Origin of the sequence: Halomonas sp. SL1, assembly GCF_003030865.2 — a bacterium.
GTDB lineage: Bacteria > Pseudomonadota > Gammaproteobacteria > Pseudomonadales > Halomonadaceae > Halomonas > Halomonas halophila.
The window spans coordinates 47,884-71,782 of sequence record NZ_PYUQ02000009.1; the positions used below are offsets into that span (position 1 = coordinate 47,884).

Annotated in this window: 20 protein-coding genes; 8 read left to right on the forward strand and 12 right to left on the reverse strand. The window is 69.3% G+C overall.

What is annotated here, in order from left to right:
* Nucleotides 1-46: 46 nt before the first annotated feature.
* The 3 genes from cobO (at nt 47) to C9J49_RS03540 (ending at nt 3,136) form a co-directional block, all read left to right on the forward strand.
* Entirely contained in the window at nt 47-652 is a 606-nt protein-coding gene (gene cobO / locus C9J49_RS03530) for a cob(I)yrinic acid a,c-diamide adenosyltransferase (protein WP_107181221.1), read from the forward strand.
* A 271-nt stretch (nt 653-923) separates the two neighbouring features.
* Entirely contained in the window at nt 924-1,649 is a 726-nt protein-coding gene (gene bluB / locus C9J49_RS03535; RefSeq protein WP_107181222.1) for a 5,6-dimethylbenzimidazole synthase, read from the forward strand.
* Entirely contained in the window at nt 1,646-3,136 is a 1,491-nt protein-coding gene (locus C9J49_RS03540; RefSeq protein ID WP_107181223.1) for a cobyric acid synthase, read from the forward strand. Before bluB ends, C9J49_RS03540 begins: the two co-directional genes overlap by 4 nt.
* A 243-nt stretch (nt 3,137-3,379) precedes the next feature.
* Here the strand turns inward: C9J49_RS03540 and C9J49_RS03545 are convergent, their stop codons facing one another.
* The 6 genes from C9J49_RS03545 to ugpB form a co-directional block, all read right to left on the reverse strand.
* Nucleotides 3,380-4,087: an inorganic diphosphatase gene (locus C9J49_RS03545; protein WP_107181224.1), complete on the reverse strand. Its 708-nt coding sequence runs from the start codon at nt 4,085-4,087 to the stop codon at nt 3,380-3,382.
* A gap of 137 nt (nt 4,088-4,224) precedes the next feature.
* Nucleotides 4,225-4,956: a glycerophosphodiester phosphodiesterase family protein gene (locus C9J49_RS03550; protein WP_107181225.1), complete on the reverse strand. Its 732-nt coding sequence runs from the start codon at nt 4,954-4,956 to the stop codon at nt 4,225-4,227.
* On the reverse strand, nt 4,929-6,065 hold the full coding sequence (locus C9J49_RS03555) for a sn-glycerol-3-phosphate import ATP-binding protein UgpC (protein WP_107181226.1): 1,137 nt from the start codon (nt 6,063-6,065) through the stop codon (nt 4,929-4,931). The genes C9J49_RS03550 and C9J49_RS03555 overlap by 28 nt, the downstream gene beginning before the upstream one ends.
* A gap of 28 nt (nt 6,066-6,093) precedes the next feature.
* On the reverse strand, nt 6,094-6,939 hold the full coding sequence (gene ugpE / locus C9J49_RS03560) for a sn-glycerol-3-phosphate ABC transporter permease UgpE (protein WP_107181227.1): 846 nt from the start codon (nt 6,937-6,939) through the stop codon (nt 6,094-6,096).
* Nucleotides 6,940-6,955: 16 nt separating this feature from the next.
* Nucleotides 6,956-7,831 (reverse strand): sn-glycerol-3-phosphate ABC transporter permease UgpA, encoded by an 876-nt coding sequence (gene ugpA / locus C9J49_RS03565; protein ID WP_107181228.1) that lies wholly within the window; start codon nt 7,829-7,831, stop codon nt 6,956-6,958.
* Between the two features lie 77 nt (nt 7,832-7,908).
* Complete coding sequence (gene ugpB, locus C9J49_RS03570; RefSeq protein WP_107181229.1) at nt 7,909-9,225, reverse strand: sn-glycerol-3-phosphate ABC transporter substrate-binding protein UgpB; 1,317 nt, start codon at nt 9,223-9,225, stop codon at nt 7,909-7,911.
* Nucleotides 9,226-9,455: 230 nt separating this feature from the next.
* Between ugpB and C9J49_RS03575 the strand changes: the two genes are divergently transcribed.
* Complete coding sequence (locus tag C9J49_RS03575; protein ID WP_107181230.1) at nt 9,456-10,040, forward strand: hypothetical protein; 585 nt, start codon at nt 9,456-9,458, stop codon at nt 10,038-10,040.
* A gap of 39 nt (nt 10,041-10,079) precedes the next feature.
* Here the strand turns inward: C9J49_RS03575 and azu are convergent, their stop codons facing one another.
* Entirely contained in the window at nt 10,080-10,553 is a 474-nt protein-coding gene (azu, locus tag C9J49_RS03580; protein ID WP_046079833.1) for an azurin, read from the reverse strand.
* A 169-nt stretch (nt 10,554-10,722) separates the two neighbouring features.
* Between azu and C9J49_RS03585 the strand changes: the two genes are divergently transcribed.
* On the forward strand, nt 10,723-11,700 hold the full coding sequence (locus C9J49_RS03585) for an NADPH:quinone reductase (protein ID WP_107181231.1): 978 nt from the start codon (nt 10,723-10,725) through the stop codon (nt 11,698-11,700).
* Between the two features lie 108 nt (nt 11,701-11,808).
* Here C9J49_RS03585 and C9J49_RS03590 read toward each other — a convergent pair whose 3' ends face one another.
* Complete coding sequence (locus C9J49_RS03590) at nt 11,809-12,726, reverse strand: MurR/RpiR family transcriptional regulator (RefSeq protein WP_107181232.1); 918 nt, start codon at nt 12,724-12,726, stop codon at nt 11,809-11,811.
* 153 nt (nt 12,727-12,879) lie between these two features.
* On the opposite strand from C9J49_RS03590, the gene C9J49_RS03595 reads away from it, so the two are divergent.
* From C9J49_RS03595 to C9J49_RS03605, 3 genes are all read left to right on the forward strand, one after another.
* On the forward strand, nt 12,880-14,208 hold the full coding sequence (locus C9J49_RS03595) for an aspartate aminotransferase family protein (RefSeq protein ID WP_107181233.1): 1,329 nt from the start codon (nt 12,880-12,882) through the stop codon (nt 14,206-14,208).
* Between the two features lie 28 nt (nt 14,209-14,236).
* Nucleotides 14,237-14,821, forward strand: a complete 585-nt coding sequence (locus C9J49_RS03600) for a carboxymuconolactone decarboxylase family protein (RefSeq protein WP_107181234.1) — start codon at nt 14,237-14,239, stop codon at nt 14,819-14,821.
* A gap of 111 nt (nt 14,822-14,932) precedes the next feature.
* Nucleotides 14,933-16,801, forward strand: a complete 1,869-nt coding sequence (locus C9J49_RS03605; protein ID WP_107181235.1) for an SLC13 family permease — start codon at nt 14,933-14,935, stop codon at nt 16,799-16,801.
* An 84-nt stretch (nt 16,802-16,885) separates the two neighbouring features.
* On the opposite strand, the gene C9J49_RS03610 is transcribed toward C9J49_RS03605, so the two are convergent.
* From C9J49_RS03610 to betI, 4 genes are all read right to left on the reverse strand, one after another.
* Nucleotides 16,886-19,333 (reverse strand): acyl-CoA dehydrogenase, encoded by a 2,448-nt coding sequence (locus tag C9J49_RS03610; protein ID WP_107181236.1) that lies wholly within the window; start codon nt 19,331-19,333, stop codon nt 16,886-16,888.
* Nucleotides 19,334-19,716: 383 nt separating this feature from the next.
* Complete coding sequence (gene betA / locus C9J49_RS03615) at nt 19,717-21,408, reverse strand: choline dehydrogenase (RefSeq protein WP_046079826.1); 1,692 nt, start codon at nt 21,406-21,408, stop codon at nt 19,717-19,719.
* A gap of 273 nt (nt 21,409-21,681) precedes the next feature.
* A complete protein-coding gene (betB, locus tag C9J49_RS03620) occupies nt 21,682-23,148 on the reverse strand; it encodes a betaine-aldehyde dehydrogenase (protein ID WP_046079825.1) in 1,467 nt (488 codons plus the stop codon).
* A gap of 12 nt (nt 23,149-23,160) precedes the next feature.
* Nucleotides 23,161-23,790, reverse strand: a complete 630-nt coding sequence (gene betI / locus C9J49_RS03625) for a transcriptional regulator BetI (protein ID WP_173834964.1) — start codon at nt 23,788-23,790, stop codon at nt 23,161-23,163.
* Nucleotides 23,791-23,899 lie beyond the last annotated feature (109 nt).

A 23,899-nucleotide genomic window follows, 5' to 3' on the forward strand; every position in this document is an offset into this window, starting at 1 on the left:
TGGCATGAGAACCACCACGCTATTCCCTCGATCGCTGGAGATCCCGATGAAGCACGTCGACCCCGAGCGCCATGCGGTGCGCATGGCCCACAAGCAGAAGATCATGAACGAGCGGATTGCCGCCGCCGACAAGGAGCAGGGCGTGCTGCTGGTGCTAACCGGCCCCGGCAAGGGCAAGAGCAGCTCCGGCTTCGGCATGGTCGCACGCGCCCTGGGCCACGGCATGAAGGTTGGCGTGGTGCAGTTCATCAAGGGCAAGTTCCAGACCGGCGAGGAGGCCTTCTATCGCTCGCTGCCGGGCGTGGACTACCACGTCATGGGCGAGGGCTACACCTGGGACACCCAGGATCGCGAGCGCGACGTGCGCGCCGCCGAGGCGGCCTGGGCCGAGGCCCGGCGCATGCTGGCCGACCCGGAATACGCCCTGGTGCTGTTCGACGAGCTCAATATCGCCCTGCGCCACGGCTACCTGGAGCTCGACCGGGTGCTCGACGACCTCCAGGGCCGCCCGGCCATGCAGCATGCCGTGGTCACCGGCCGTCACGCCCCCGAGGCGCTGATCGAGCTGGCCGACACCGTGACCGAGATGAAGGTGGTCAAGCACGCCTTCAAGGACCAGGGGATAAAGGCGCAAAAAGGCGTCGAGCTGTAGTCGTCTCGGCTCTGTTGTCGCCGGATGAGCGCCGGGGACGAGACGGCGCGAGGGGTTTTTGCCATGGGTGAGGCGATCCTCGCCGAACGGGTTGGCCAAGGATGGCCAACACCGGTCCTGCAAGCGGAGCAGGATGCGAGAGCGCCGCAGGGCAAAAGTTAGCGCCCAGGGATGGGTTCACAGCGCCCTCGTGCCGGCTTGGCGCCGGTCAAGCTCATCATCCTGTGACATTAGCGCCGTCCCACCATCACGAACTCCAGGAGACCGCCGCATGGCAGACCCCACCGGGCGACCCGATCACGCCTTCCCCGAGGCGCAGCGCGAGGGCCTCTACCGGGCCATCTTCGAGCGTCGCGACGTGCGCGCCCAGTTCCGCCCGGACCCGATTCCGCCCGCGGTGCTGGCGCGGCTGCTCGAGGCCGCCCACCACGCGCCCTCGGTGGGCTTCATGCAGCCCTGGGACTTCCTGCTGATCGACGACCGCGCGGTGCGTGGGCGCGTGCACGCCATCTTCGAGCGCGAGAACGCCAAGGCGGCCGAGGCCCACATCGGCGAGCGCGGCGCGCTGTATCGCCGGCTCAAGCTGGAGGGCATCCTCGAGAGCCCGCTCAACCTGTGCATCACCTGCGACCGCAGCCGCGGCGGCGAGCATGTGCTGGGCCGCCAGAGCATCGTCGAGATGGACCTGTTCAGCACCTGCCTGGCGGTCCAGAACCTGTGGCTGGCGGCCCGGGCCGAGGGCATCGGCGTAGGCTGGGTCAGTATCCTCGATCAGGACGAGCTGGCCGAGGTGCTGGGCCTGCCGGAGAACGTCTACCCGCTCGCCTACCTGTGCCTGGGCTACGTCGACGAGTTCCTCGACCGCCCCGAGCTGGCCCGCGCCGGCTGGCGCCAGCGCCTGCCGCTGGCCGAGCGGGTGCACGGTAACGGCTGGGGTGAGGTGGCCGATGCGCCGGCGCTGTTCGAGGCACTCTCGGCGCGGGAGAGTGAGCGATGAAGGCGCTGATGATCCAGGGCACCACCTCGGACGCCGGCAAGAGCACGGTGGTGGCGGGGCTGTGCCGTCTGCTGGCGCGGCGCGGGGTGTCGGTGGCGCCCTTCAAGCCCCAGAACATGGCGCTGAACAGCGCCGTGACGCCGGAGGGCGGCGAGATCGGCCGTTCCACGGCGCTGCAGGCGGTGGCCTGCGGGCTGGCGCCCCATGCCGACATGAATCCGGTGCTGCTCAAGCCTGAGACCGACCGCGGCGCCCAGGTGATCCTCGACGGTCGGGTCCACGGTCACATGGACGCGCTGGATTACCACGCCTTCAAGCGCCAGGCCCGCGAGACCGTGCTGGCAGCCTGGGAGCGACTGACAAGTCGCTTCGATCTGGTGATCGCCGAGGGCGCGGGCAGTCCGGCCGAGGTCAATCTGCGCAAGAACGACATCGCCAACATGGGCTTCGCCGAGGCGGTGGACTGCCCGGTGTGGCTGGTGGCCGACATCGACCGCGGCGGCGTCTTCGCCCAGCTGGTGGGCACCCTGGAGCTGCTGAGCGAGAGCGAGCGCGCGCGTACCACCGGGCTCGTGATCAATCGCTTCCGCGGCGACATCGCGCTGCTCGAGCCGGGCCTCGACTGGCTTACCGAGCGCACCGGCAAGCCGGTGACCGGCGTGCTGCCGCACCTGAACGGCCTGCTGCTGGACGCCGAGGACGGCTTGGGCCTGACCGCGAGCGCCGCCGAAGCGCCGGGACTGCGCGTGGCGGTGCCGGCGCTGCCGCGGATCAGCAACCACACCGATCTCGATGCGCTGCGCCTGCATCCGCGGGTCGAGCTGACGCTGGTGGGGCCGGGGCAGGCCATGCCGCCCGCCGACGTCATCCTGCTGCCCGGCAGCAAGAGCACCGCCAGCGACCTGGGCTGGCTGCGCCGCGAGGGCTGGGAGCCGGCGATCCGCCGTCACCTGCGCTACGGCGGCCGGGTGCTCGGCATCTGCGGCGGCTTCCAGATGCTCGGCGAGGCCATCGACGACCCGGACGGCCTGGAGGGCGAGGCCGGCAGCGTGCCGGGGCTGGGGCTCCTGGCCATGCGCACCCGCATGGTGACCGGCAAGCAGCTGCGCAACGTGAGCGGCACGCTCACTGCCCTTCATGCGGGCACCCCGGCCGGCGAAGGCGTGGCGGTGAGTGGCTACGAGATTCACAACGGCGTCAGCGAGGGCCCGGCGCTGGCGCGGCCGCTGCTCGACCTGGACGGCCGCCCGGACGGCGCGGTGAGCGAGGACGGCCAGGTGATGGGCACCTACCTGCACGGCCTGTTCGACGAGGCGCCGGCGGCCGCCGCACTGCTGGCCATGCTGGGACTTGCCGGCGAGGGCGCGGCCGTGGATCTGGCCGCCCACCGCGAGCGTCAGCTCGACCGGCTGGCCGATACCCTGGAGGAGCATCTCGATCCGGCCACCATCGAGGCGCTGATCGGGTCCGTGATGAGGGGTGAATGAATATACCGTGGCGCATTCGCCGCGGTTCGGCGCACGTTGATGGCACGCACGCCTGTGGCGATGGATCGAGGTCTTATCCGTTCAGCGCTTCGAGTCTTGGCTCGGGCGCCGGGTGGTCAGGAAGGTTCGGGGATCCGGCCCCGGGGGCTCGGGAGCCGGATAGCCATGCCGGATGGGCGGCGCCCGGCCACCCGATCCGGCATCGTCGATCCATAGGCCGTCGTTCGAGGCGCCGAGCTGGGGTCACGGCTGCTGCTGGAAGTTCTCCGCTGCCGTTTCCAACACGTTCAGGGCGACGTCGGCGTCCTCGTAGCCGAGGCCTTCCATGCCACCGTCCGGCCCTTTGTAATTGGCGAACCACAGGTCGATGATCTGACTCACGCCGGGGAATTCGCGATCCAGCTGTTCGATCGTCTCGACGTGGGAAAACGGCGAGTCGTGCGCCAGTACCGCAATGAGCTTGTCGTCCTGTTCGCCGTCGTCCAGCATCTCGAGCACACCGATGACGCTTACCTCGGCCACCTCACCGCGCGGGATGGCCTGGCCGAGGACGATGACATCCAGAGGATCCCCATCACCGCCCAGCTCTTTCGGCAGAGCAGTGCCGGGAATGGCGCCGTAATTGCCGGGATAGCCCAGGTAGTTGACGACGCGCGGAGCACCGTCTTCATATTCCCAGTAAACGGCATGCGGATCGTCCTTGCTCACTTCCCACTTGGCGGACGTTCCCGCCGGAATTTCGATGATGGCATTGGCATGCCCGCTGGCGCTGATGGCCTCCATCGCCATCAGGTCGCGATCGCCCACGATGGTGTAGGCATCCTGCTGCGTCATGCCGGCGGTGACAGGCGTCGTATCCGAAAAGGCAAGGTTGCCGAGCGAATCGGCCTGCGCAGTGACCGATAAGAAGGGCAGGCAGGTCATGCCGGCCAGCAGGAAAGAACGTCGCATCACATATCTCCAGAGTCACGGTGCTTGTCATCGAGTTGCCGTTGTATCAGCGAGACATGACAGAAAGGTGATGGCGCCGGTGAGCGGGCCCGCCGGTTTCGAGACTATCGACGCGCGGACCGACCGCCGTGCGAGGCTCAGCGAAAACGCGTGGGGTCGTCGCTGATCACCGTATCGACGCCCCAGTCCCAGCGTGGGGCGAAGGCGGCCGGGTCGTTGGCGGTGTAGCAGATCAGCGCATGGCCGGCGGCCTTGATGGCGCGGGCCCGCTCCGCCTTCAACGGTTTCCAGTTGGCGTGCACGCTGACGGCCTGCAGCGCCTCGGCGCGCGACTGCCAGTCCCGGGGCACGCGGTCGAACAACGCCCCCAGGGCCAACCGTTCGGGGCCGGCCAGCGCGCGACTGACCCTCAGCGCCCGCTCGTCGAAGGACGACACCAGCCGCCGCTCGTAGGGCAGTGCCTCCATCAGCGCGGGCAGCGCGGCTTCGGCCAGCGCCACCGGGTCGTGGCCGCGGTTGACCTTGAGCTCCAGATTCACGCCCATGCCGAGTTCGGCGAGCAGCGCGAGCATTGCGTCGAGGGTGGCCATCCGCTCGCCGGCGAAGGCGGGGGCGAACCAGGCACCCGTGTCCAGCCGTCGGGCCGCGGCCAGGTCCATGGCCGCCAGCCGGCCGCGGCCGTCCGAGCAGCGCGACACGTCGCGGTCGTGCCAGATCACCGGCGTGCCGTCGCCGAGCAGCTGCACGTCGAGCTCGACCCAGATGATGCCGGCCGCATGGGCCGCGCGCACCGCCGCCAGGGTGTTCTCGGGGGCGCGGGCGGAGAGGCCGCGATGGGCGATCAGGCGGGGGAGGTCGAGTGCTGGCATTCGGGCTCCAGGGGGTCCAGGCGCTGCCCTGTGTCGGGGGCGAAGAGATGCAGGCGGCCGGCATCCGGCCGCAGGGCCAGCCTATCGCCTTCGGCCACCGCGCGGATACCGTCGACGCGCGCCACCACCAGATCGTCCTGCCCTTCGAGCCGGGCATGGACGAGGGTGTCGGCGCCCAGCGGCTCGACCAGCTCGACCCGGGCGGACAGATCGCCGTCGATGACGTCGACTTCGGGCACCACGGTCAGGTGTTCCGGGCGGATGCCCAGGCAGACCGGGGCTTCGCCGGCGGTTGCCGATGCGGGCAAGGGTGCGGCCAGCCGGGTACCGCAGGGCAGCGTCAGGGTGTCGCCCGCGCGGCGGGCATCGAGACGGGCGTCGAGAAAGTTCATCGCCGGCGAGCCGATGAAGCCGGCTACGAAGCGGCTGGCGGGGCGCTCGTAGAGATGCATCGGGGTGCCGACCTGCTCGATGCGCCCGCCGTTCATCACCACCAGCCGGTCGGCCAGGGTCATGGCCTCGACCTGATCGTGGGTGACGTAGACCGCGGTGACGCCGAGACGCTTCTGCAGGCGGCGGATCTCGAGGCGCATCTGCACCCGCAGCTTGGCGTCGAGGTTCGACAGCGGCTCGTCGAACAGGAACACCCGGGGCTCGCGGACGATGGCGCGGCCCATGGCCACCCGCTGGCGCTGGCCGCCGGAAAGCTGTTTCGGGCGCCGGTCGAGCAGGTCCTCGAGACCGATCAGGCGCGCCGTTTCCTCCACCTTGCGGCGGCGCTCGGCCTTGGGTACGCCGCGGTTCTTCAGCGCGTAGGCCATGTTGTCGGCCACGCTCATGTGCGGGTAGAGGGCGTAGTTCTGGAACACCATGGCGATGTCGCGCTGGGCGGGCTCCAGGTCGTTCACCCGGCGGTCGTCGATGACGAGCTCGCCGTCGCTGATCGATTCCAGCCCGGCGAGCATCCGCAGCAGGGTGGACTTGCCGCAGCCCGAGGGGCCGACCACCACGATCAGCTCGCCGTCGGCGATCTCGAGGTCGGCGCCGTGCAGGGCCGTGACGCCGTTGGGGTAGGTCTTGCGCAGGGCATTCAGGCGAAGCGTGGCCATAGGCGTCTCTCGTGTCCGTTGGAGTGTGTCATTTCTCGGCGTCGACCAGGCCCTTCACGAAGTAGCGCTGCATCAGCACGATCACCGCCACCGGCGGCAGCATGGCCAGCAGGGCGGTGGCCATGACCGTCTGCCAGGGCACCAGGTTGTCGGCCGAGGAGAGCAGGCGCTTGAGGCTGACCACGATGGTCATGTGATCGGATTCGGTGGTGATCAGCAGCGGCCAGAGATACTGGTTCCAGCCATAGAGGAACATGATCACGAACAGGGCGGCGATGTTGGTCGTCGACAGCGGCAGCAGGATGTCCCTGAGGAAGCGCCAGGGGCCGGCGCCGTCGACCCGGGCGGCCTCCAGCAGCTCCGGCGGCACGGTGAGGTAGAACTGCCGGAACAGGAAGGTCGCCGTGGCGCTGGCGATCAGCGGCAGGATCAGCCCTACGTAGGAGTTCAGCAGTCCCAGATCGGCCGCCACCTTGTAGGTGGGCATGATGCGCACCTCCACCGGCAGCATCAGGGTGATGAAGATCAGCCAGAAGCACAGCCGACGCAGCGGAAAGCGGAAGAACACGATGGCGTAGGCGGCCAGGATGGCGATGGCGATCTTGCCGAGGGCGATGCCCAGCGCCATGACCGTGGAATTGAGCAGCAGCCGAGTGACGTCGGTACCCAGCCGGCCGACCGGCTCGGTGAGCACGGCGCGGAAGTTGTCGAGGCCCTCGGAGCCGAACCACAGCGGCGCGGTGCCGGTATACAGCGAGGCCTGGTCGTGGGTGGCGGCGGTGATGGCCAGCCACACCGGCAGGCAGAAGGCGATCAGGGCCAGGATCAGCAGCGCGTGGCTGGCGATGTCCAGGCCGCGGCGGCGGTAGCGCATGGGCGTCTCTCCGGTGTCAGTACTGAACCCTGCGCTCGAGGTAGCGGAACTGCAGCAGGGTGAGCAGGCCCACCAGCCCCATCAGCAGCACCGACTGGGCGGCACTGGAGCCCAGGTCGTAGCCGATGAAGCCGTCCTCGAAGACCTTGTAGACCAGGGTGCGCGTAGCACCGCCGGGGCCGCCGGCGGTGGTGGCGTCGATGGTGCCGAAGGTCTCGAAGAAGGCGTAGACGCTGTTCATCACCAGCAGGAAGAAGCTGGTCGGCGACAGCAGCGGGAAGGTGACGGTCCAGAAGCGCCGCCAGGGGCCGGCGCCGTCGATGGCGGCGGCCTCCAGCAGGCTCCTGGGAATCGCCTGCAGGCCGGCCAGGAAGAACACGAAGTTGTAGCTCATCTGCTTCCAGATCGAGGCCATCACCACCAGCGCCATGGCCTGGCCGCCGTTGAGCTGGTGGTTCCAGTCGATGCCGAGCGCGCCGAGCCCGGCGCTGATCAGGCCGAGCTCCGGGTCGAGCATGAAGCCCCACAGCACGCCGGCCACCGCGGGCGCCACCGCATAGGGCCAGATCAGCAGCGCCTTGTAGGCGCCGGCCCCCTTGATCACCCGGTCGGCGAGCACCGCCAGCAGCAGCGCCAGCGCCATGGCGCCCAGCGCCACGCCGGCACTGAAGGTCACGGTGATGCCCAGCGCCCGGTAGTACTCCGCCGAGGCCAGCACCCGCGCGAAGTTCTCGAAGGCGACGAAGGTGCGGCCGAGGCCGAAGGGATCCTCGACGTAGAAGGCCTGAAGCATGGCCTGGGCGGCGGGCCAGAAGAAGAAGATCGCCACGACGGCCAGCTGCGGGGCGAGCAGCAGCCAGGGCGTGACGCGGTGTCGCTGGAAGGTCGCCATGGTCGTTTATCGCTGGAGAGGAAAAGGGCCGGCACGCCAGGGCGGCGTGCCGGCACGGGGCGGAGGCGGAGGGCGGATCAGCCGTTGGCCTGCTGGAAGCGCTCCAGCAGCGCGTTGCCGCGGCGCACGGCCTCGCTCAGGCCGTCCTGGGCGCTCACGTCGCCGTTGAAGATGCGCTCCAGCTGCTCCTCGATGACGTCGCGGATCTGCGGCATGTTGCCCAGGCGCAGGCCCTTGGAAATGGCCGTGGGCGTGACGCCGGTCATCTGCTCGATGGCCACGGCGCTGCCCGGGTTCTGCTCGTAGAAGCCCTGCTGCTGGCCGAGCTCGTAGGCCGCCTGGGTGATCGGCAGATAGCCGGAGAACTGGTGCCAGTCGGCCTGGACCTCGGCGGAAGAGAGATAGTCGAAGAAGCGCGCCACGCCCTGATAGACCTCGTCGCTCTTGCCGGCCAGCACCCAAAGCGAGGCGCCGCCGATGATGCTGTTCTGCGGCGTGTCGACCAGGTCGCTGTCGTAGGGCAGCGGGGCGACGGAGAAGTCGAAGTCCTCGGCGTTGGCGCGCACGCCTGCCAGCGAGGCGGAGGACGCCATCAGCATGGCGCAGCGGCCGGTGTAGAAGGCCGGGGCGGCATCGTCGAAGCGGCCGCCGTAGTCGAAGCGGCCGTCCTGCTGCCAGTCGGCCAGGCGCTGGATGTGATCGACGGCGGCGGTGTCGTCGATGCTCAGGCGGGCCTCGAGCCCGCCGAAGCCGTTCTGCTCGGTGGCGAAGGGCAGGTCGTTGCGCGCCGAGAAGTTCTCGAGCTGGATCCAGGACGGCCAGGTGGTGGTCATGCCGCACTCGGCGGCGCCGGAGTCGACGATTCGGCCCAGGGTCTCGCCGAGCCCCTGCCAGGTGGTCGGCACCGCGTCCACGCCGGCCTCGTCGAGGATGTCGCGGTTGACGTAGACCACCGGCGTCGAGGAATTGAAGGGCATGGACAGCATGCGGCCGTCGGCGTCGGTGTAGTAGCCGGTCACGGCGGGCAGGAAAGCGCCGGGATCGACGTCCTGGCCCGACTCGCTCATCAGCTCGTGGACCGGCACGATGGCGCCCTCGGCGTTCATCATGGTGGCGGTGCCGACCTCGTAGATCTGCACGATGGCCGGGGCCTCGCCGGCACGGAAGGCGGCGATGGCGCCGGTCATGGTTTCCGAGTAGTTGCCACGGAAGGACGGCTCGACGACATAGTCGTCCTGGGAGGCGTTGAAGTCGGCGGCGATCTCGTCGACCTTGTTGCCCAGTTCGCCGCCCATGGCGTGCCACCAGGCGATCTCGGTGGCCCCGTGGGCGGACAGCGACAGGCCGGCGGCGGCCATTCCCAGGGTCAGTGCTCCAGCGTACAGGCGTGGCATCGGAATCTCCTTGTCCATCGAGTCTTGGCTGAGAGAAGGCACGGGCCGTGCATGTGCCGACGGCCGGCGAGCGACAAATACATTAGGAAAACTCGATGACAGCCTCGTGACCGTTTGGCCGCCCGGTGCCGAGCGGGGCGAGAGCGAAGGGCGCGTCTATGCTAGGCTGCGCGCTTTCAGGCTCGGCTGCGCCGGGCATCGAAGGCAGTCATGAAGGAGAGCCGGAAGCGATGAAAGTGGTGCATATCAAGAACGCGGCCCAGCGTGAGGCCTGTCTGGCGCGGCTGTGCGCCGAGGCCTATGGCCAGGACGCCGGCATCGCCCCGCTGGTGACCTTCGCCGGGGTGACGGGCGTGCTGTTTCCGCAGGAGGCCGCACGTCTGCTGGCGCTGGCCGACGATCAAGGGAAGCCGCTGGCGCTGGCGCTGCTGGCGCTGGACGAATCCGGTGAGGGCATGACCGTCATGCAGCTGGCGGATCTCGACACCGAGACGGTGAAGGCGCCGTCGATGCGGCTGGTGGGCGAGCTGGCGATGCGCGCGCCGCTGCGCGTGGACGCCACCGACGAGACGCAGGAAGCCCGCTTCCGCGAGGCCGGCATCGAGCGCTGGTTCAGCGGCAAGGCGGGCGTACGCATCGGGCTGTCGAAGCGTCATCCGGCCACCGGGCTCGATGACCTTCCGCGCACGCTGACGGTGGACGAGCAGGGCGTGGTGCAGTCGTTCAAGCGCGACCGGGCGCAGTTCGACGACTACAAACAGCGCTTCGTGAAGGGGCTCGAGAGCTTTCCCGCCACCCTGTCGGCGCGTCACTGAGGCGAGAAGCGCGCCGCCGGGCGGCGGCGCGCGGCAGGATCACCCTTCGACGGAGAAGGTGCCCTTCATCAGGCTGGAATGGCCGGGGAAGGAGCAGAAGAAGGTCAGGTCGCGACCGGCCAGGCCCTCGGTAGAGAAGGTGACGCTGGTGCTTTCGCCGCCGCCGATGACGTCGGTGGCGGCCAGCACGCGGTCGTCGTCCGCCGGCAGATAGTCGCTCTCGAGGCCGGTGCCCATGCCGGCCTGGGCCACGCCCTGAACGTCGGACGTCTCGGTGAGCACCCAGTTGTGGCCCATCACGTTGGCCTGCATCTGGCCGGTGTGCTCCAGCGTCACGGTGACCTCGTCGCAGCTGGCCGGCACGCTCATGGCGTCCTGGTTGAACTGCATCTGGTCGTTGCCCTCGATGGTCAGCTGGCACTGTTCGCCGTCCTGGGCCATGGCGGGGGCGGCGGTCAGGGTCGCGGCCAGGGCGGTGGCGGCGAGCAACCAGGTAGCGTTGGTAGCTTTCATAGCGGCATCCTTTCTGTCGTCACTTTGGTGATGTTTCTGTATACACTTTTGCATTCTTCGCCGAGCCTTCCAGGGCTGTCAAGCCCTGTCGGTCGCGGGGACGCTTGACCGCACGGTAAGGTAGCGTTTGACTGACGGTTCCTTCATTAGCGGTTTAAGGGTATCCAACATGGCCAAGCGCATCCAGTTCGCCCGCACCGGCGGGCCCGAGGTCCTCGAGCTCGTCGATGTCACGCCCGCCGAGCCGGGCCCCGGCGAGGTGCGGGTCCGCCATCAGGCGGTGGGCCTGAACTTCATCGACATCTATTTCCGCACCGGGCTGTATCCGGCGCCGGCGTTGCCGTCGGGGCTCGGCACCGAGGGCGCGGGCGTCGTCGATGCGGTGGGCGAGGGCGTCGAGCATCTGGCGGTGGGTGATCGCGTGGCCTATGCCCAGGGCCCGCTGGGCGCCTACGCCGAGAGCCACGTGCTGCCGGCGGAGAAGGTAGTGACGCTGCCCGACGGCATCGATGCCGAGACCGCGGCGGCGGCCATGCTCAAGGGCCTGACCGTGCAGTACCTGCTGCGCCAGACCTGTCCGCTTCAGGGCGGCGAGACGATCCTGTGGCACGCCGCGGCCGGCGGCGTCGGCTCCATTGCCTGCCAGTGGGCGAAGGCGCTGGGCGTGAAGCTGATCGGTACGGTGAGCTCGCCGGAGAAGGCGGCGCTGGCCGAGAAGAACGGCGCCTGGGCGACCATCGACACCACCCGCGAGGACGTGGTGGAGCGGGTTCGCGAGCTGATCGGGGGCGCCATGTGCGACGTGGTCTATGATTCGGTGGGCAAGGACACCTGGGAGACCTCGCTGGACTGCCTGAAGAAGCGTGGCCTGATGGTCAGCTTCGGCAATGCCTCGGGCCCGGTGGAGGGCGTCAACATCGGCATTCTCAACCAGAAGGGGTCGCTGTTCGTGACCCGCCCGAGCCTCAACGGCTATGCCGATACCCGCGAGCGACTGGAAGCGATGGCCGCCGACCTGTTCGCTCGGATCGAAAGCGGCGAGGTCAGCATCGACATCGGTCAACGCTATCCGCTCGCCGAGGCCGCCGAGGCCCAGGAGGCGCTGGCAGGCCGCAAGACCACCGGCTCGACCGTGCTTATCCCGTAGGCGTCTGCGCTTCTGACGACGGCCCCGCGTCTTGCCGGACGCGGGGCCGTCGTCGTTCTGGGGAGAGCGTGTGGGGAGAACGTGCGGGGAGAGCGTGCGAAGAGAGCGCTACAGCGCGTCGCCGAGCTCGCCGATCATCCGCTCGCGGCGTTCGAGCGAGGCCAGCCCGTCTTCACCCAGCAGGCGTGCCGCCTCGCTCAGCAGCCCCTCGGCCAGCAGCATGAAGGCGCACATGGCGTTGCTGAAGAACAGGCTTTGATTGGGCACTGCGAAGCGCTCACTGGCGGCGCGGGCCAGCGGCGAGCCGGCGGCATCGGTCAGCGCGATCACCGGCACGCCCTGGCGGGCCGCCACCCGGGCCGAGGTCAGCACGCTCGGCGTATAGGGGAAGGCGCTGATCACCACCAGCACGTCGTTGTCGTCGAGCCGGGCCAGGGCGTCCGCGATGCCGTGGCCGGCGGCGTCCAGCGCAGCGGCGTCGGGGCGCAGCATGCCGAGTCCGTAGGCCATGAACGAGGCCAACGAGGCGAACTGGCGACGGCCGTGAATCCGCACCCGCCGGGCCTCCGCCAGCCGCCGTGCGGCACGGGTGAAGGCCTCGCCGTCCATTCCCGCCACCAGGTCGCCGAGGTTGGCGCTCTCCTGGCGGCCCAGCCGGGTCAGCCGGCCGAGGGCGTCGTCGTCCTGTTCGCCCTCCAGCAGCCGCGAGACCTGATCGCTGTAGAAGTGCGTTCTTTCGGTGACGTGGCGGCGGAACACCGCCTGCAGGCCGGCGAAGCCGTCGAAGTCCAGCCGCTGGGCCAGCCGCGAGAGCGTCGAGGGGCTGACGCCGAGGCGCTCCGCCAGATCGCTGATCGACGACACCGCGGCCTGCTGGGGCATGCCGACCAGCGCCGAGAGCACCTGCCGCGATCGCTTGCCCAGGCGCAGCTCGGCGTCTCCCGCCTCGAGGTCGGCGAGCAGGCGCTCGAGGTCGGCGAGGGTATCGAGGCGTGCGTCCGGTCGAGAAGGCGAGGCGGCGGTCATGAAGGGCGTGGGCTCCGGTTCGCTGGCGAGTAAGGGCAGGGCATTGTAGCGGCCGCGGCAACTGGCGTCAGGGTGGTATGGCACTTATTGCAAATATCTTTGCGATTAAACAAAATAGCAAATGTGTTTGCAAAATGGCCCGAGGAGGGTCGCATGAGCCACGTCTTCCATCGTCACCTGTCTCACACTTACCCCACCGCCGTCGGCGGCGACGGCGCCTATCTGATCGACGCCGAGGGGCGGCGCTATCTGGATGCCTGCGGCGGCGCCGCGGTCTCCTGCCTGGGGCACAGCGACGCCGAGGTGATCGAGGCCGTGCGCGAGCAGGTCGGCAAGCTGGCCTACGCCCACAGCGCCTTCTTCACTACCGAGCCGATGGAGGCGCTGGCCGACTTCCTGATCGAGCGTGCGCCGGTGGGGCTTTCCTCGGTGTATTTCGTCTCGGGCGGCTCCGAGGCGGTGGAGGCGGCGCTGAAGCTGGCTCGCCAGTACTTCATCGAGCGCGGTGAGCCCGAGCGCCGGCACCTGATCGCGCGGCGCCAGAGCTACCACGGCAATACCCTCGGCGCGCTGGCCACCGGCGGCAATGCCTGGCGGCGGCGCCAGTTCGAGCCGCTGCTGGTGGAGGTCAGCCACGTCAGTCCCTGCTACGCCTACCGCGGCCAGGCCGAGGGCGAGACGCCGGAGGCCTACGGCGAGCGGCTGGCGCGGGAGCTGGAGGACGAGATCCAGCGCCTGGGGCCGGAGACGGTGATGGCCTTCGTCGCCGAGCCGGTGGTGGGCGCGACCCTGGGCGCGGTGCCCGCCGTGCCGGGCTATTTCAAGCGCGTGCGCGAGATCTGCGATCGCCACGGCATCCTGCTGATCCTCGACGAGGTGATGTGCGGCATGGGGCGCACCGGCAGCCTGTTCGCCGCCGAGCAGGAGGGCGTGGCGCCGGACCTGGTGACCATCGCCAAGGGCCTGGGCGCGGGCTACCAGCCGATCGGCGCGACCCTGGTCGGCGAGCGCATCCGTTCGGCCATCGCCGAGGGCTCGGGCTTCTTCCAGCACGGCCACACCTATATCGGCCATGCCACCGCCAGCGCCGCGGCCCTGGCTGTGCAGCGCGCCATCGAGTCCCGCGACCTGCTGCCCCGCGTGCGGCAATTGGGCGACGGTTTCCAGCGGCGGCTCGAGGACCGCTTCGGCGACCATCCCCACGTCGGCGACATCCGCGGCCGGGGGCTGTTCCGTGGGCTCGAGCTGGTCTCCGATCGGGCCGACAAGACCCCGTTCGATCCCGAGCGCAAGCTGCACGCCGCCATCAAGCGCACGGCCATGGATCACGGTCTGATGTGCTATCCGATGGGAGGCACCCTCGACGGCCGTCGGGGCGACCATATCCTGCTGGCGCCGCCCTTCATCCTCGAGGACGGCCAGCTCGACGAGATCGTCGACAAGCTCGACGCGACCCTCCGGTCCGTCCTTGGACCCTCTTGATCAGGACCTCATGAAACAGGAGCTCGACATGTCGATCACTTCGCGTCTGCCGGCGCTCGATGACGCCACCGCCTCGCCCGAGCAGCGCCGCGTGCTGGACGCCATCCTCCGCGGCCCCCGCGGCAACCTCGACGGCCCCTTCCTGGCCTGGATTCACAGCCCGGAACTGGCCGACCACGCCCAGCGCCTGGGCGCCTTCTGTCGCTACGGCACGCGGCTCGAGCTGCGGCTCACCGAGCTGGCGATCCTGTTCACCGCGTCCTGGTGGCAGTCCCAGGCGGAATGGCAGATCCATGAACCCATCGCCCGGGAGGCCGGCGTCTCGGCGTCGCTGATCGAGGCGTTGCAGGAAGGCCTGACAGAGGATCAGGAACCGGACTGCGAGCGCGACGACGAGGCGCTGGTGGTGCGCCTGGGGCGCTCGCTCTACACCACCCGGCGCGTCAGTGAGGCGCTCTACGCTGAGGCGGTGGAGGCCTTCGGCGAGCCGGCGGTGGTCGAGCTGATCGGCGTGTTCGGCTACTACGCCCTGGTGGCCATGACCCTCAACGTCTTCGAGGTGCGCCGCGGCGACGGGGCGCTGCCGTTTCCCGAGCCGCCGATGTCGGACTGAAGCGGCGGGCGTCTCGCCTCTCGCTGGTATCCGCACGCGTTAGCGACGATGCTGAAGACAGCGCGTTGCGAGCCTCGACGCGCCTGTTCCAGCACAGGGAGGTGAGCCGTCATGGCCGACAGCACTCAGGTTTTTCTTCTGCTCGGCGCGACCCTGGCGGCCTTCGTCTGGGGCCGCTTCCGCTACGACCTGGTGGCGCTGGCGGCGCTGCTGGCCGCGGTGGGGCTGGGCCTGGTGCCCGCCGAGGGCGCCTTCGCCGGCTTCGGCCATCCGGCGGTGATCACCGTGGCCGCGGTGCTGGTGCTCAGCCGCGGCTTCGAGCGCTCGGGGCTGGTCGACCTGATCGCCGAGCAGGCGCTGTGCGTCGGCGACCGGATCATGCTGCAGACCCTGGTGCTCTCCGGCACCGTGCTGGTGCTCTCCGGCATCATGAACAACGTCGGCGCCCTGGCGCTGATGCTGCCGGTGGCGTTGCGTCTGGCCCGTGAGCACGATACCCCTCCATCGCTGCTGCTGATGCCGCTGGCCTTCGGCTCGCTGCTCGGCGGGCTGACCACCCTGATCGGCACGCCGCCCAACATCATCATTTCCGCCTACCGCCGCTCGCTGACCGGCGAGGGCTTCGGCATGTTCGACTTCTTCCCGGTGGGCGCCAGCGTGGCGCTGGCGGGTCTCGTCGTGATCGTGCTGGCCGGCCGCTACCTGGTGCCCCAGCGGGCCGGCCAGGCGTCGATGGACGCGATGTTCGACACCGCCCACTACCTGGTCGAGCTGCGCGTGCCGGAGGACGGCAAGGCGGTGGGCTGGTCGCTGCGCGACCTTCACCAGGCCGTCGAAGAGCCGATCCCGGTGCTGGCGGTGGTGCGCGACGAGCGGCGCCATCCCGGCCATACCTTCCTCGGCGCGCTTCGTGGACATGACATCCTGCTGGTGGAGGCCGGCCCCGAGGAGATGGCGCTGCTCGAGGACAAGGCCGGACTGGCGGTGGGCGCCGAAGCGGAGCGGGAGGCCGAAGACGCCGAGGAGACCGGTCGAGCCGACAGGGAAGGCGAGGAAGGAGGGAACGGCGAGGACGGAAAGGGTGGCAAGAGCAAGACGCATGACAAGGCCACGACCGACACCGAGGGCCTGCAGCTGGTGGAGGCGGTGGTACGCAACGACTCGCTGATGCAGGGCCGCACGGTCGGCCAGCTGCGCCTGCTCAACCAGTTCGGCCTGCATCTGGTGGCGGTGGCCCGTGACGGCGGCCGGCTCAGGCAGCGGCTGCGGGACATCCGCTTCCGCGCCGGCGACGTGCTGCTGCTGCAGGGTGGCGAGGAGGAAATCGGCGAGAGCCTGACGACCCTGGGCTGCCTGCCTCTTGCCAGCCGCGACCTGGCCCTGGGCCAGCCGCGTCGGCTGGCGCTGTCGGTGGCGATCTTCGCCGCGGCGATCGTGGCGATGCTGTTCGACTGGCTGCCCGCCGCGGTGGCGTTGAGCGGCGCCGCCCTGGCCTCGCTGCTGGCCGGTGTGCTGAGCCTGCGCGAGGCCTATCAGGCCATCGACGGGCCTGTGATCGTGCTGCTCGGCGCGATGATCCCGGTGGGCCAGGCGCTGGAGACCAGCGGCGGGGCGGCGCTCATCGCCGAGACGCTGCTGGCGCTGGGCGGCGACTGGCCGGTGGCACTCACGCTGGCGGGGCTGTTCGCGCTCGGCCTGCTGCTCTCCAACGTGATCAACAACGCCGCGGCGGCGCTGCTGATGGCGCCCATCGCGGCGAGCCTGGCCGAAGGCTTCGAGGCCTCGGTGGATCCCTTCCTGATGGCGGTGGCGGTTAGCGCCTCCTGTGCCTTCCTGACGCCGATCGGGCATCAGTCCAACACCCTGGTGATGGGCCCCGGCGGCTATCGCTTCGGCGACTACTGGCGGCTGGGCCTTCCGCTGTCGCTGGCGGTGATGGCGGTGGCGATCCCGTTGATCCTGGTCGTCTGGCCGCCGTAGCGGCTGCGCCGGTCCTTGCAGGGGGGCAAAAAGGACGCCCCGGCGGCGGGCCGGGGCGTGGTCGTGGACGTGATAAGTGAGGCTTCAGGCCGGATGGTGGCGCAGCACCTTGCTCTTGTCGGTGACGAAGGCGTCGTAGTCGAAGTCGTCGACGGTGAGCATGTCCAGCACCTCGGCCTCGCGCTGGCGCATGAAGGTGGCATCGTCCTCGCTGATCAGGCCGGCGGCGAGGGCGGCGTCGACCTGCTGCTCGGGGTGCAGCGCCTCGGCCGGGATCTCGCCCTTGGCGTGGGCCTTGCCGACGGTGCGATACAGCGCCTCGGCGCGCTCCTGGGTGGCCAGCAGGGCGTTGTAGCGGGCCAGCGGGTTGTCCTGGGGACCGTCGTCGGCGTCCCAGGTGTTGGTCAGCAGTCGCTGGCGCAGGACGCTGTCGCGGGTCACGGCCTGGGCGATGGTGCGCGTCAGGTCGTCGGTCGGGCGTGCCCAGCGGCGGCCGCGGGGCATCACCACGATGCGCAGCATGCGGCCCAGGGCGCGGTTCGGCAGGTTGTCGAACAGCTCATCGAAGGCCTGCTCGGCGCGGCCCAGCAGGAAGCGGGCGGCGTAGTGGAGCAGGGCATCTTCCTGCTCGACCTTTTCGCCCTCGTGCCACTGCTTGAGCATCAGGCTGGCCAGATAGAGGTTGGATAGCACGTCGCCGAGGCGCGCGGAGAGCATCTCGCGCTGCTTGAGCTTCGAGCCGAGACTCGCCATGGCGGCATCGGCGGTCAGCGAGAAGCCGGCGGAGAGCCGTGCGATCTCCTTGGCGTAGGGGGCGGCGACGTCGTCGAAGGGCGAGTCCGGCTGGCCGATGCCAAGGCCCTGGGTCAGGGCGCGGGCGGCGTTGCCGAGGATCAGGCCGGCATGGCCGAAGAAGGCCGTATCGAAGGCCTTGACGTCGTCGGCGTCCTTGGCGGCCAGTTCCTCCAGCACGTAGGGATGGCAGCGGATCGCCCCCTGGCCGAAGATCATCAGGTTGCGGGTCATGATGTTGGCGCCCTCGACGGTGATCGCCACCGGGTTGGCGCTGTAGCCGATGCCGAGGTAGTTGCGCGGCCCGAGGGTCACCGCCTTGCCGCCGTGGATGTCCATGGCGTCGGCCAGGATCACGCGCTGGAACTCGGTGAGCTGGCTCTTGAGGATCGCCGAGGGCACCGCCGGCTTCTCGCCGTGGTCGATAGTGTTGGCGGTCTGGTAGACCGCGGCCTGGGCGATGTAGCCGAGCGCCGCCATGCGGGCCAGTGGCTCCTGGACGCCCTCCATTTCGGCCACCGGGACGTTGAACTGGCGGCGGATGCGGGCGAAGCCGCCGCTCCAGCCCAGGGCGTAGCGGGCGGTGCCGGTGGCGCCGGAGGGCAGGGTGATGCAGCGGCCCACCGACAGGCACTCGACCAGCATGCGCCAGCCCTGGCCGATCATGGCCTCGCCGCCGATGATGGTGGACAGCGGCACGAAGACGTTCTCGCCCTTGATCGGGCCGTTGAGGAAGGGACTGCCGATGGGATGGTGGCGGCGGCCGATCTGCATGCCTTCGGTATCGCGCGGCACCAGCGCCAGGGTGATGCCGCGGTCTTCCTCCTCGCCGAGCAGGTGGTCGGGATCGAACAGGCGGAAGGCCAGGCCGACCACGCTGGCGATCGGCGCCAGGGTGATCCAGCGCTTCTCGAAGGTCAGCTCCAGGCCCAGCACCGTCTCGCCGTCGATCTCGCGGCGCACCACGGTGCCGACGTCGGGCAGCGAGGTGGCATCACTGCCGGCGCGCGGGCCGGTCAGGCCGAAGCAGGGGATCTCGCGACCGTCGGCCAGCCGCGGCAGGTAGTGATTCTTCTGCTCCTCGGTGCCGTACTTGAGCAGCAGCTCGCCCGGGCCGAGGGAGTTGGGTACGCCGACGGTGACCATCAGCGTCTCGTTGACCGAGAGTTTCTGCAGCACCATCGACTGGGCCTTGGCGGAGAAGCCGAGGCCGCCGTATTCCTGCGGGATGATCATGCCGAAGAAGCGCTCGCGCTTGAGGTAGTCCCACAGCTCCTGGGGCAGGTCGGCGCGCTCGCGGGCGATGTCCCAGTCGTTGCACATGCCGGCGGCGACGCCGCACTGGTGATCGAGGAAGGCGCGTTCCGAGTCGGACAGGCCGTCGTCGCGATAGTCGAGCAGCCGCTGCCAGTCGGGGCGGCCGGTGAACAGCTCGCCGTCCCAGGCCACGCTGCCGGCCTCCAGGGCGGTGCGCTCGGTGGCCGAGACCTTCGGCGCGACGCGCTTGAACATGGCGAACAGCTTCGGCGTCAGCCAGCGGCGGCGAAGCGCCGGCAGGCCGCAGGCGGCGATCGCCGTGGTGGCGACCAGCAGCAGCACGCCGATCACCGTGGCGCCGGTGGCCAGGCCGACGAGGCCGAGCAGGCCGGTGACGCCGAGGGCGGGCAGGGCGCCGGCCTCCCGGCGCATCACGATGAGCAGGCCGGCAACGGCCAGCAGCAGCAGGATCAGGGTCAGCATGGTGGGCGGCTCCGTGACATTTAAACACTTGTTTGAATACCTTCAGCCTAGCCCATCAGATGCCTCGCAGCCAATACCCTATCGCTCAACGCAGGACTCGCTCGATCCAGGGCTACGGAGGCAAGCCGACGAGGCGTTCCTACGCCATGGGTGAGGAGCATGCCTCCGAACGGGCTGGCCAAGGATGGCCAGCACCGGACCTGCCAGCGGAGCGGGACGCGAGAGCGCCGCAGGGCGTCGGGAGCTACAGGGAAGTATTCATGCGTCTCCTCGCGGCTTGTCGCCGATGAGCCCGGCAGCAGAGGGCTGCCCTATTTTTTGTGATTGCCAACGCAAGACGCCCCGCTCGAAGGCGGGGCGTCTCGGTGCTGCCGGTGGCGTGATCAGGCCGTGCGGCGCTGCGGTTCCTGCTGGGCGGGGGCGCCGTTGGCGACGTAGTAGGGCGCGTCGCTCTTCGGCAGGGCCTCTCGGCCGCGGATCTTGTCGGCCATCTTCTCGGCCAGCATGATCGTCGGCGCGTTGAGGTTGCCGGTGGGGATGACCGGGAACAGCGAGGCGTCGACCACCCGCAGGGCCTCCACGCCGTGGACCCGACCGGCGCCATCGACCACCGCGTCGTCACCGTCGCCCATGCGGCAGCTGCCGCAGGGGTGGTAGGCGGTCTCGGCGTGCTCGCGGACGAAGGCGTCGAGCTCGGCGTCGGTCTTCACCTCCGGCCCCGGGGAGATCTCGCGGCCGCGGTATTCGTCCATGGCCGGCTGCTCGATGATCTCGCGGGTCAGGCGGATGGCGTCGCGGAACTCCTGCCAGTCCTTCTCGGTGGACATGTAGTTGAACAGGATCGAGGGCGCGGCCTTGGGATCCAGCGAGGTCAGGCGCACCCGGCCCTCGCTCTCGGAGCGCATGGAGCCGACGTGGGCCTGGAAGCCGTGGGCCTGCACCGCGCTCTTGCCGTTGTAGCTGATGGCGATCGGCAGGAAGTGGTACTGCAGGTTCGGCCACTCTTCCTCGTCGCGGGTGCGGATGAAGCCGGCGGCCTCGAACTGGTTGCTGGCGCCCACGCCGGTGCCGAACAGCATCCACTCGGCGCCGATCTTAGGCTGGTTGTACCACTTCAGCGCCGGATACAGCGAAATCGGCTTCTTGCACTCGTACTGAATGTACATCTCCAGGTGGTCCTGGAGGTGCTGGCCGACGTTCTCGTTGACCTGCACCGGGGTGATGCCGAGTTCATCGAGCAGGTCCTTGGGGCCGATGCCGGAGCGCTGCAGGATCTGCGGCGAGGCGATGGCGCCGGCGCACAGCAGCACCTCGCGACGCGCCTTGACCTCCCGGGACTGGCCGCCGCGCTCGTAGCGCACGCCGGTGGCGCGCTTGCCGTCGAAGGTGATGACGTCGGTGGTGGCGCGGGTCTCGATGGTCAGGTTGGGGCGCGGCTTGGCCAGATCGAGGTAGCCCCGGGCGGTGGAGGCGCGGCGCCCGTTCGGCGTGACGAAGCGGTCCATGGGGCCGAAGCCTTCCTGCTGGTAGCCGTTGACGTCCTCGGTGGCCGGATAGCCGGCCTGCTGGCCCGCCTCGATGAAGGCATGATACAGCGGGTTGTTGCCGTCCTTCGGCGTGGTCACGCTGACCGGGCCGTCGCCGCCGTGGTAGTCGTCGGGACCGATGTCGCGGGTCTCGGCCTTGCGGAAGTAGGGCAGGCAGTCGGCGTAGGTCCAGTCCTCCAGGCCGGCGCGCTTGGCCCAGTTGTCGTAGTCCAGGGCGTTGCCGCGGATGTAGCACATGCCGTTGATCAGCGAGGAGCCGCCCAGGCCCTTGCCGCGGCCGCACTCCATGCGTCGGCCGTCCATGTGCGGTTCGGGGTCGGTCTCGAAGGCCCAGTTGTAGCGCTTGCCCTGCAGCGGATAGGCCAGCGCCGCCGGCATCTGGGTGCGGAAGTCGAAGCGGTGGTCCTTGCCGCCGGCCTCGAGCAGCAGCACGCTGACGTTCGGGTCTTCGGTCAGGCGGGTGGCCAGGACGTTGCCGGCCGAGCCGGCGCCGATGATGACGTAATCGAACTCACGGGACTGCGACATGGAGCCTCCCTGAAACAGTCAAAAGGGTCTCGTGGCGAGGCGTCGGGTCTCGCCGATCAGGCCAGGCGCGTGTAGAGAGGGCGCGCCTGAGAAAGCGGTCGTGCAGCGGCACCGGCGAGAAGAGCGTCGGGGATGAGGCGTAGCGAGGGTCTTTTGACCATGGACGGCAAAAGTAGCGCCCATGGATGGGTTCACAGCGCCCTCGCGATGGTCCGGCATTCCGGGGCCTCGTCGCCGAATCAGCTCATCTCGCTCGGCGGTCCAGAGCAGGCCTTAGAACACCGATTCGAAGGCGCCCATCTCGACCTGCACCGACTTGGTCTGGGTGTAGTGGGCCAGGGTCTCGACGCCGTTCTCGCGGCCGACGCCGGACTGCTTGTAGCCACCCACCGGCATCTCGGCGGGGGAGTCGCCCCAGGTATTCACCCAGCAGATGCCGGCTTCCAGTCGATGGATGACCCGATGGGCGCGGTTCAGCCCCTCGGTGAACACGCCGGCGGCCAGGCCGTAGTCGGTGTCGTTGGCGCGGCGGATCACCTCTTCCTCGTCGTCGAAGGCGAGGATCGACATCACCGGGCCGAAGATCTCCTCGCGGACGATGCGCATCTCGTCGTGGCAGTCGGTGAACACCGTGGGCGCGGCCCAGGCACCCTTCGCCCAGTCGCCCTGGCTCCAGGCCTCGCCGCCGGCCAGTACGCGGGCGCCTTCCTGCTTGCCCAGCGCGATGTAGGACAGCACCTTCTCCTGGTGCTCGAAGCTCACCAGCGGGCCGAAGTTCACCGTCGGGTCCTGCGGGTCGCCGGCCTTGATACGGGCCACGCGTTCGGCGATCTTGCCCTCGAAGGCCTCCTTGACGGCGCTGGCCACGAACACCCGGGTGCCGTTGGTGCAGACCTGCCCACTGGAGTAGAAGTTGGCCATCATGGCGGCGTCGGCGGCGCGATCCAGGTCGGCGTCGTCGAACACGATCAGTGGCGACTTGCCGCCCAGCTCCATGGTCACGTCCTTGAGGCTGGACGCGGCGGAGGCGGACATCACCTTCTTGCCGGTGCCCACTTCGCCGGTGAAGGAGACCTTGTCGATGTCGCCGTGGCCGGTGATCAGCTGGCCGACCCGGGCGTCGCCGTGGACCACGTTGAACACGCCGTCGGGCAGGCCGGCCTCGGTGAAGATCTCGGCCAGCACCATGGCGGTCAGCGGGGTGACCTCGCTGGGCTTGAAGACCACGGCGTTGCCGGCGGCCAGCGCCGGGGCGGACTTCCAGCAGGCGATCTGGATCGGGTAGTTCCAGGCGCCGATGCTGCCGATCACGCCCAGCGGCTCGCGACGGGTATAGACGAAGGAGGTCTCGCGCAGCGGGATCTGGCTGCCCTCGATGGCCGGGGCCAGGCCGGCGTAGTACTCGAGCGCGTCGGCGCCGGTAACGATGTCGACCTCGCGGGTCTCGCTGACCGGCTTGCCGGTGTTGCGGCTCTCCAGCTCGGCGATCTCGTCGTTGCGCTCGCGAAGCAGCGCCACGGCGCGCTGCATCACCCGGCCGCGTTCCATGCCGCTCATGGCGGCCCAGTCGCGCTGTCCGCGGCGGGCGGCGGCGACGGCGGCGTCCACGTCGGCCTCGCTGGCCTGCTGGACCTCGGCCAGGACGCTGCCGTCATAGGGATTGATGACCGGGAAGGTCTCGCCGGAGGTGGCATCCACCCGGCGGCCGTCGATGTACAGGGATTCGATTGCGTGGGTCATGGAAGCCTCCAGTCAGGACTCGAGTGACAGGGATTCGGAAGAGCGAGCGCCGAGGCCGTAGGCCTTGAGCAGCTGCTCCAGGTAGTCGCGGGCCAGGCGCCGGGCGTGGTCGCTGTCCAGCCCCTCGGGGGCGAGGGCCCCGCGCAGCCACAGGCCGTCGATCATGGCGGCCAGGGCGCGGGCTGCGTCGCGGGCCTTGTGCTTGGGCAGCAGGCGCCGGAACTCGTGGCTGAGGTTGGCGTACAGGCGCCGGTCGTTGACCGTCTGCAGCCGTGCCAGGGCAGGGCGGTGCATGCTGCTGGCCCAGAAGGCCAGCCAGGTCTTGGCCACCGGGCCGGAGACCTGGGTGCGATCGAAGTTGCCGTCGATGATCGCCGCCAGGTGGGCCTCCGGGGCATCGGTGGTCAGCGCCTTGCGTCGGCGTGAGACCGCCTCGCCCAGATCGTTGAGGATCTGGCGCATGGTCGCTTCGAGCAGGCCGTCCTTGCCGCCGAAGTAGTGACTGATGATGCCGGCCGAGACGCCGGCGTGGCGGGCGATGCGCGCCACGGTGGCGTCGGCCAGGCCGACTTCGTCGATGGCCGCCATGGTGGCCGTGATCAGCTGCTGGCGACGAATGGGTTCCATTCCGACCTTGGGCACTGCGTTGACTCCTCTCCCGAGAGCATCTTGCTACCATGCCATCCGACATGGTTAAGATAGCGACAGCTTGCCATTTTTTTATTGAACGTTCAATCAATAAAAATCGGCA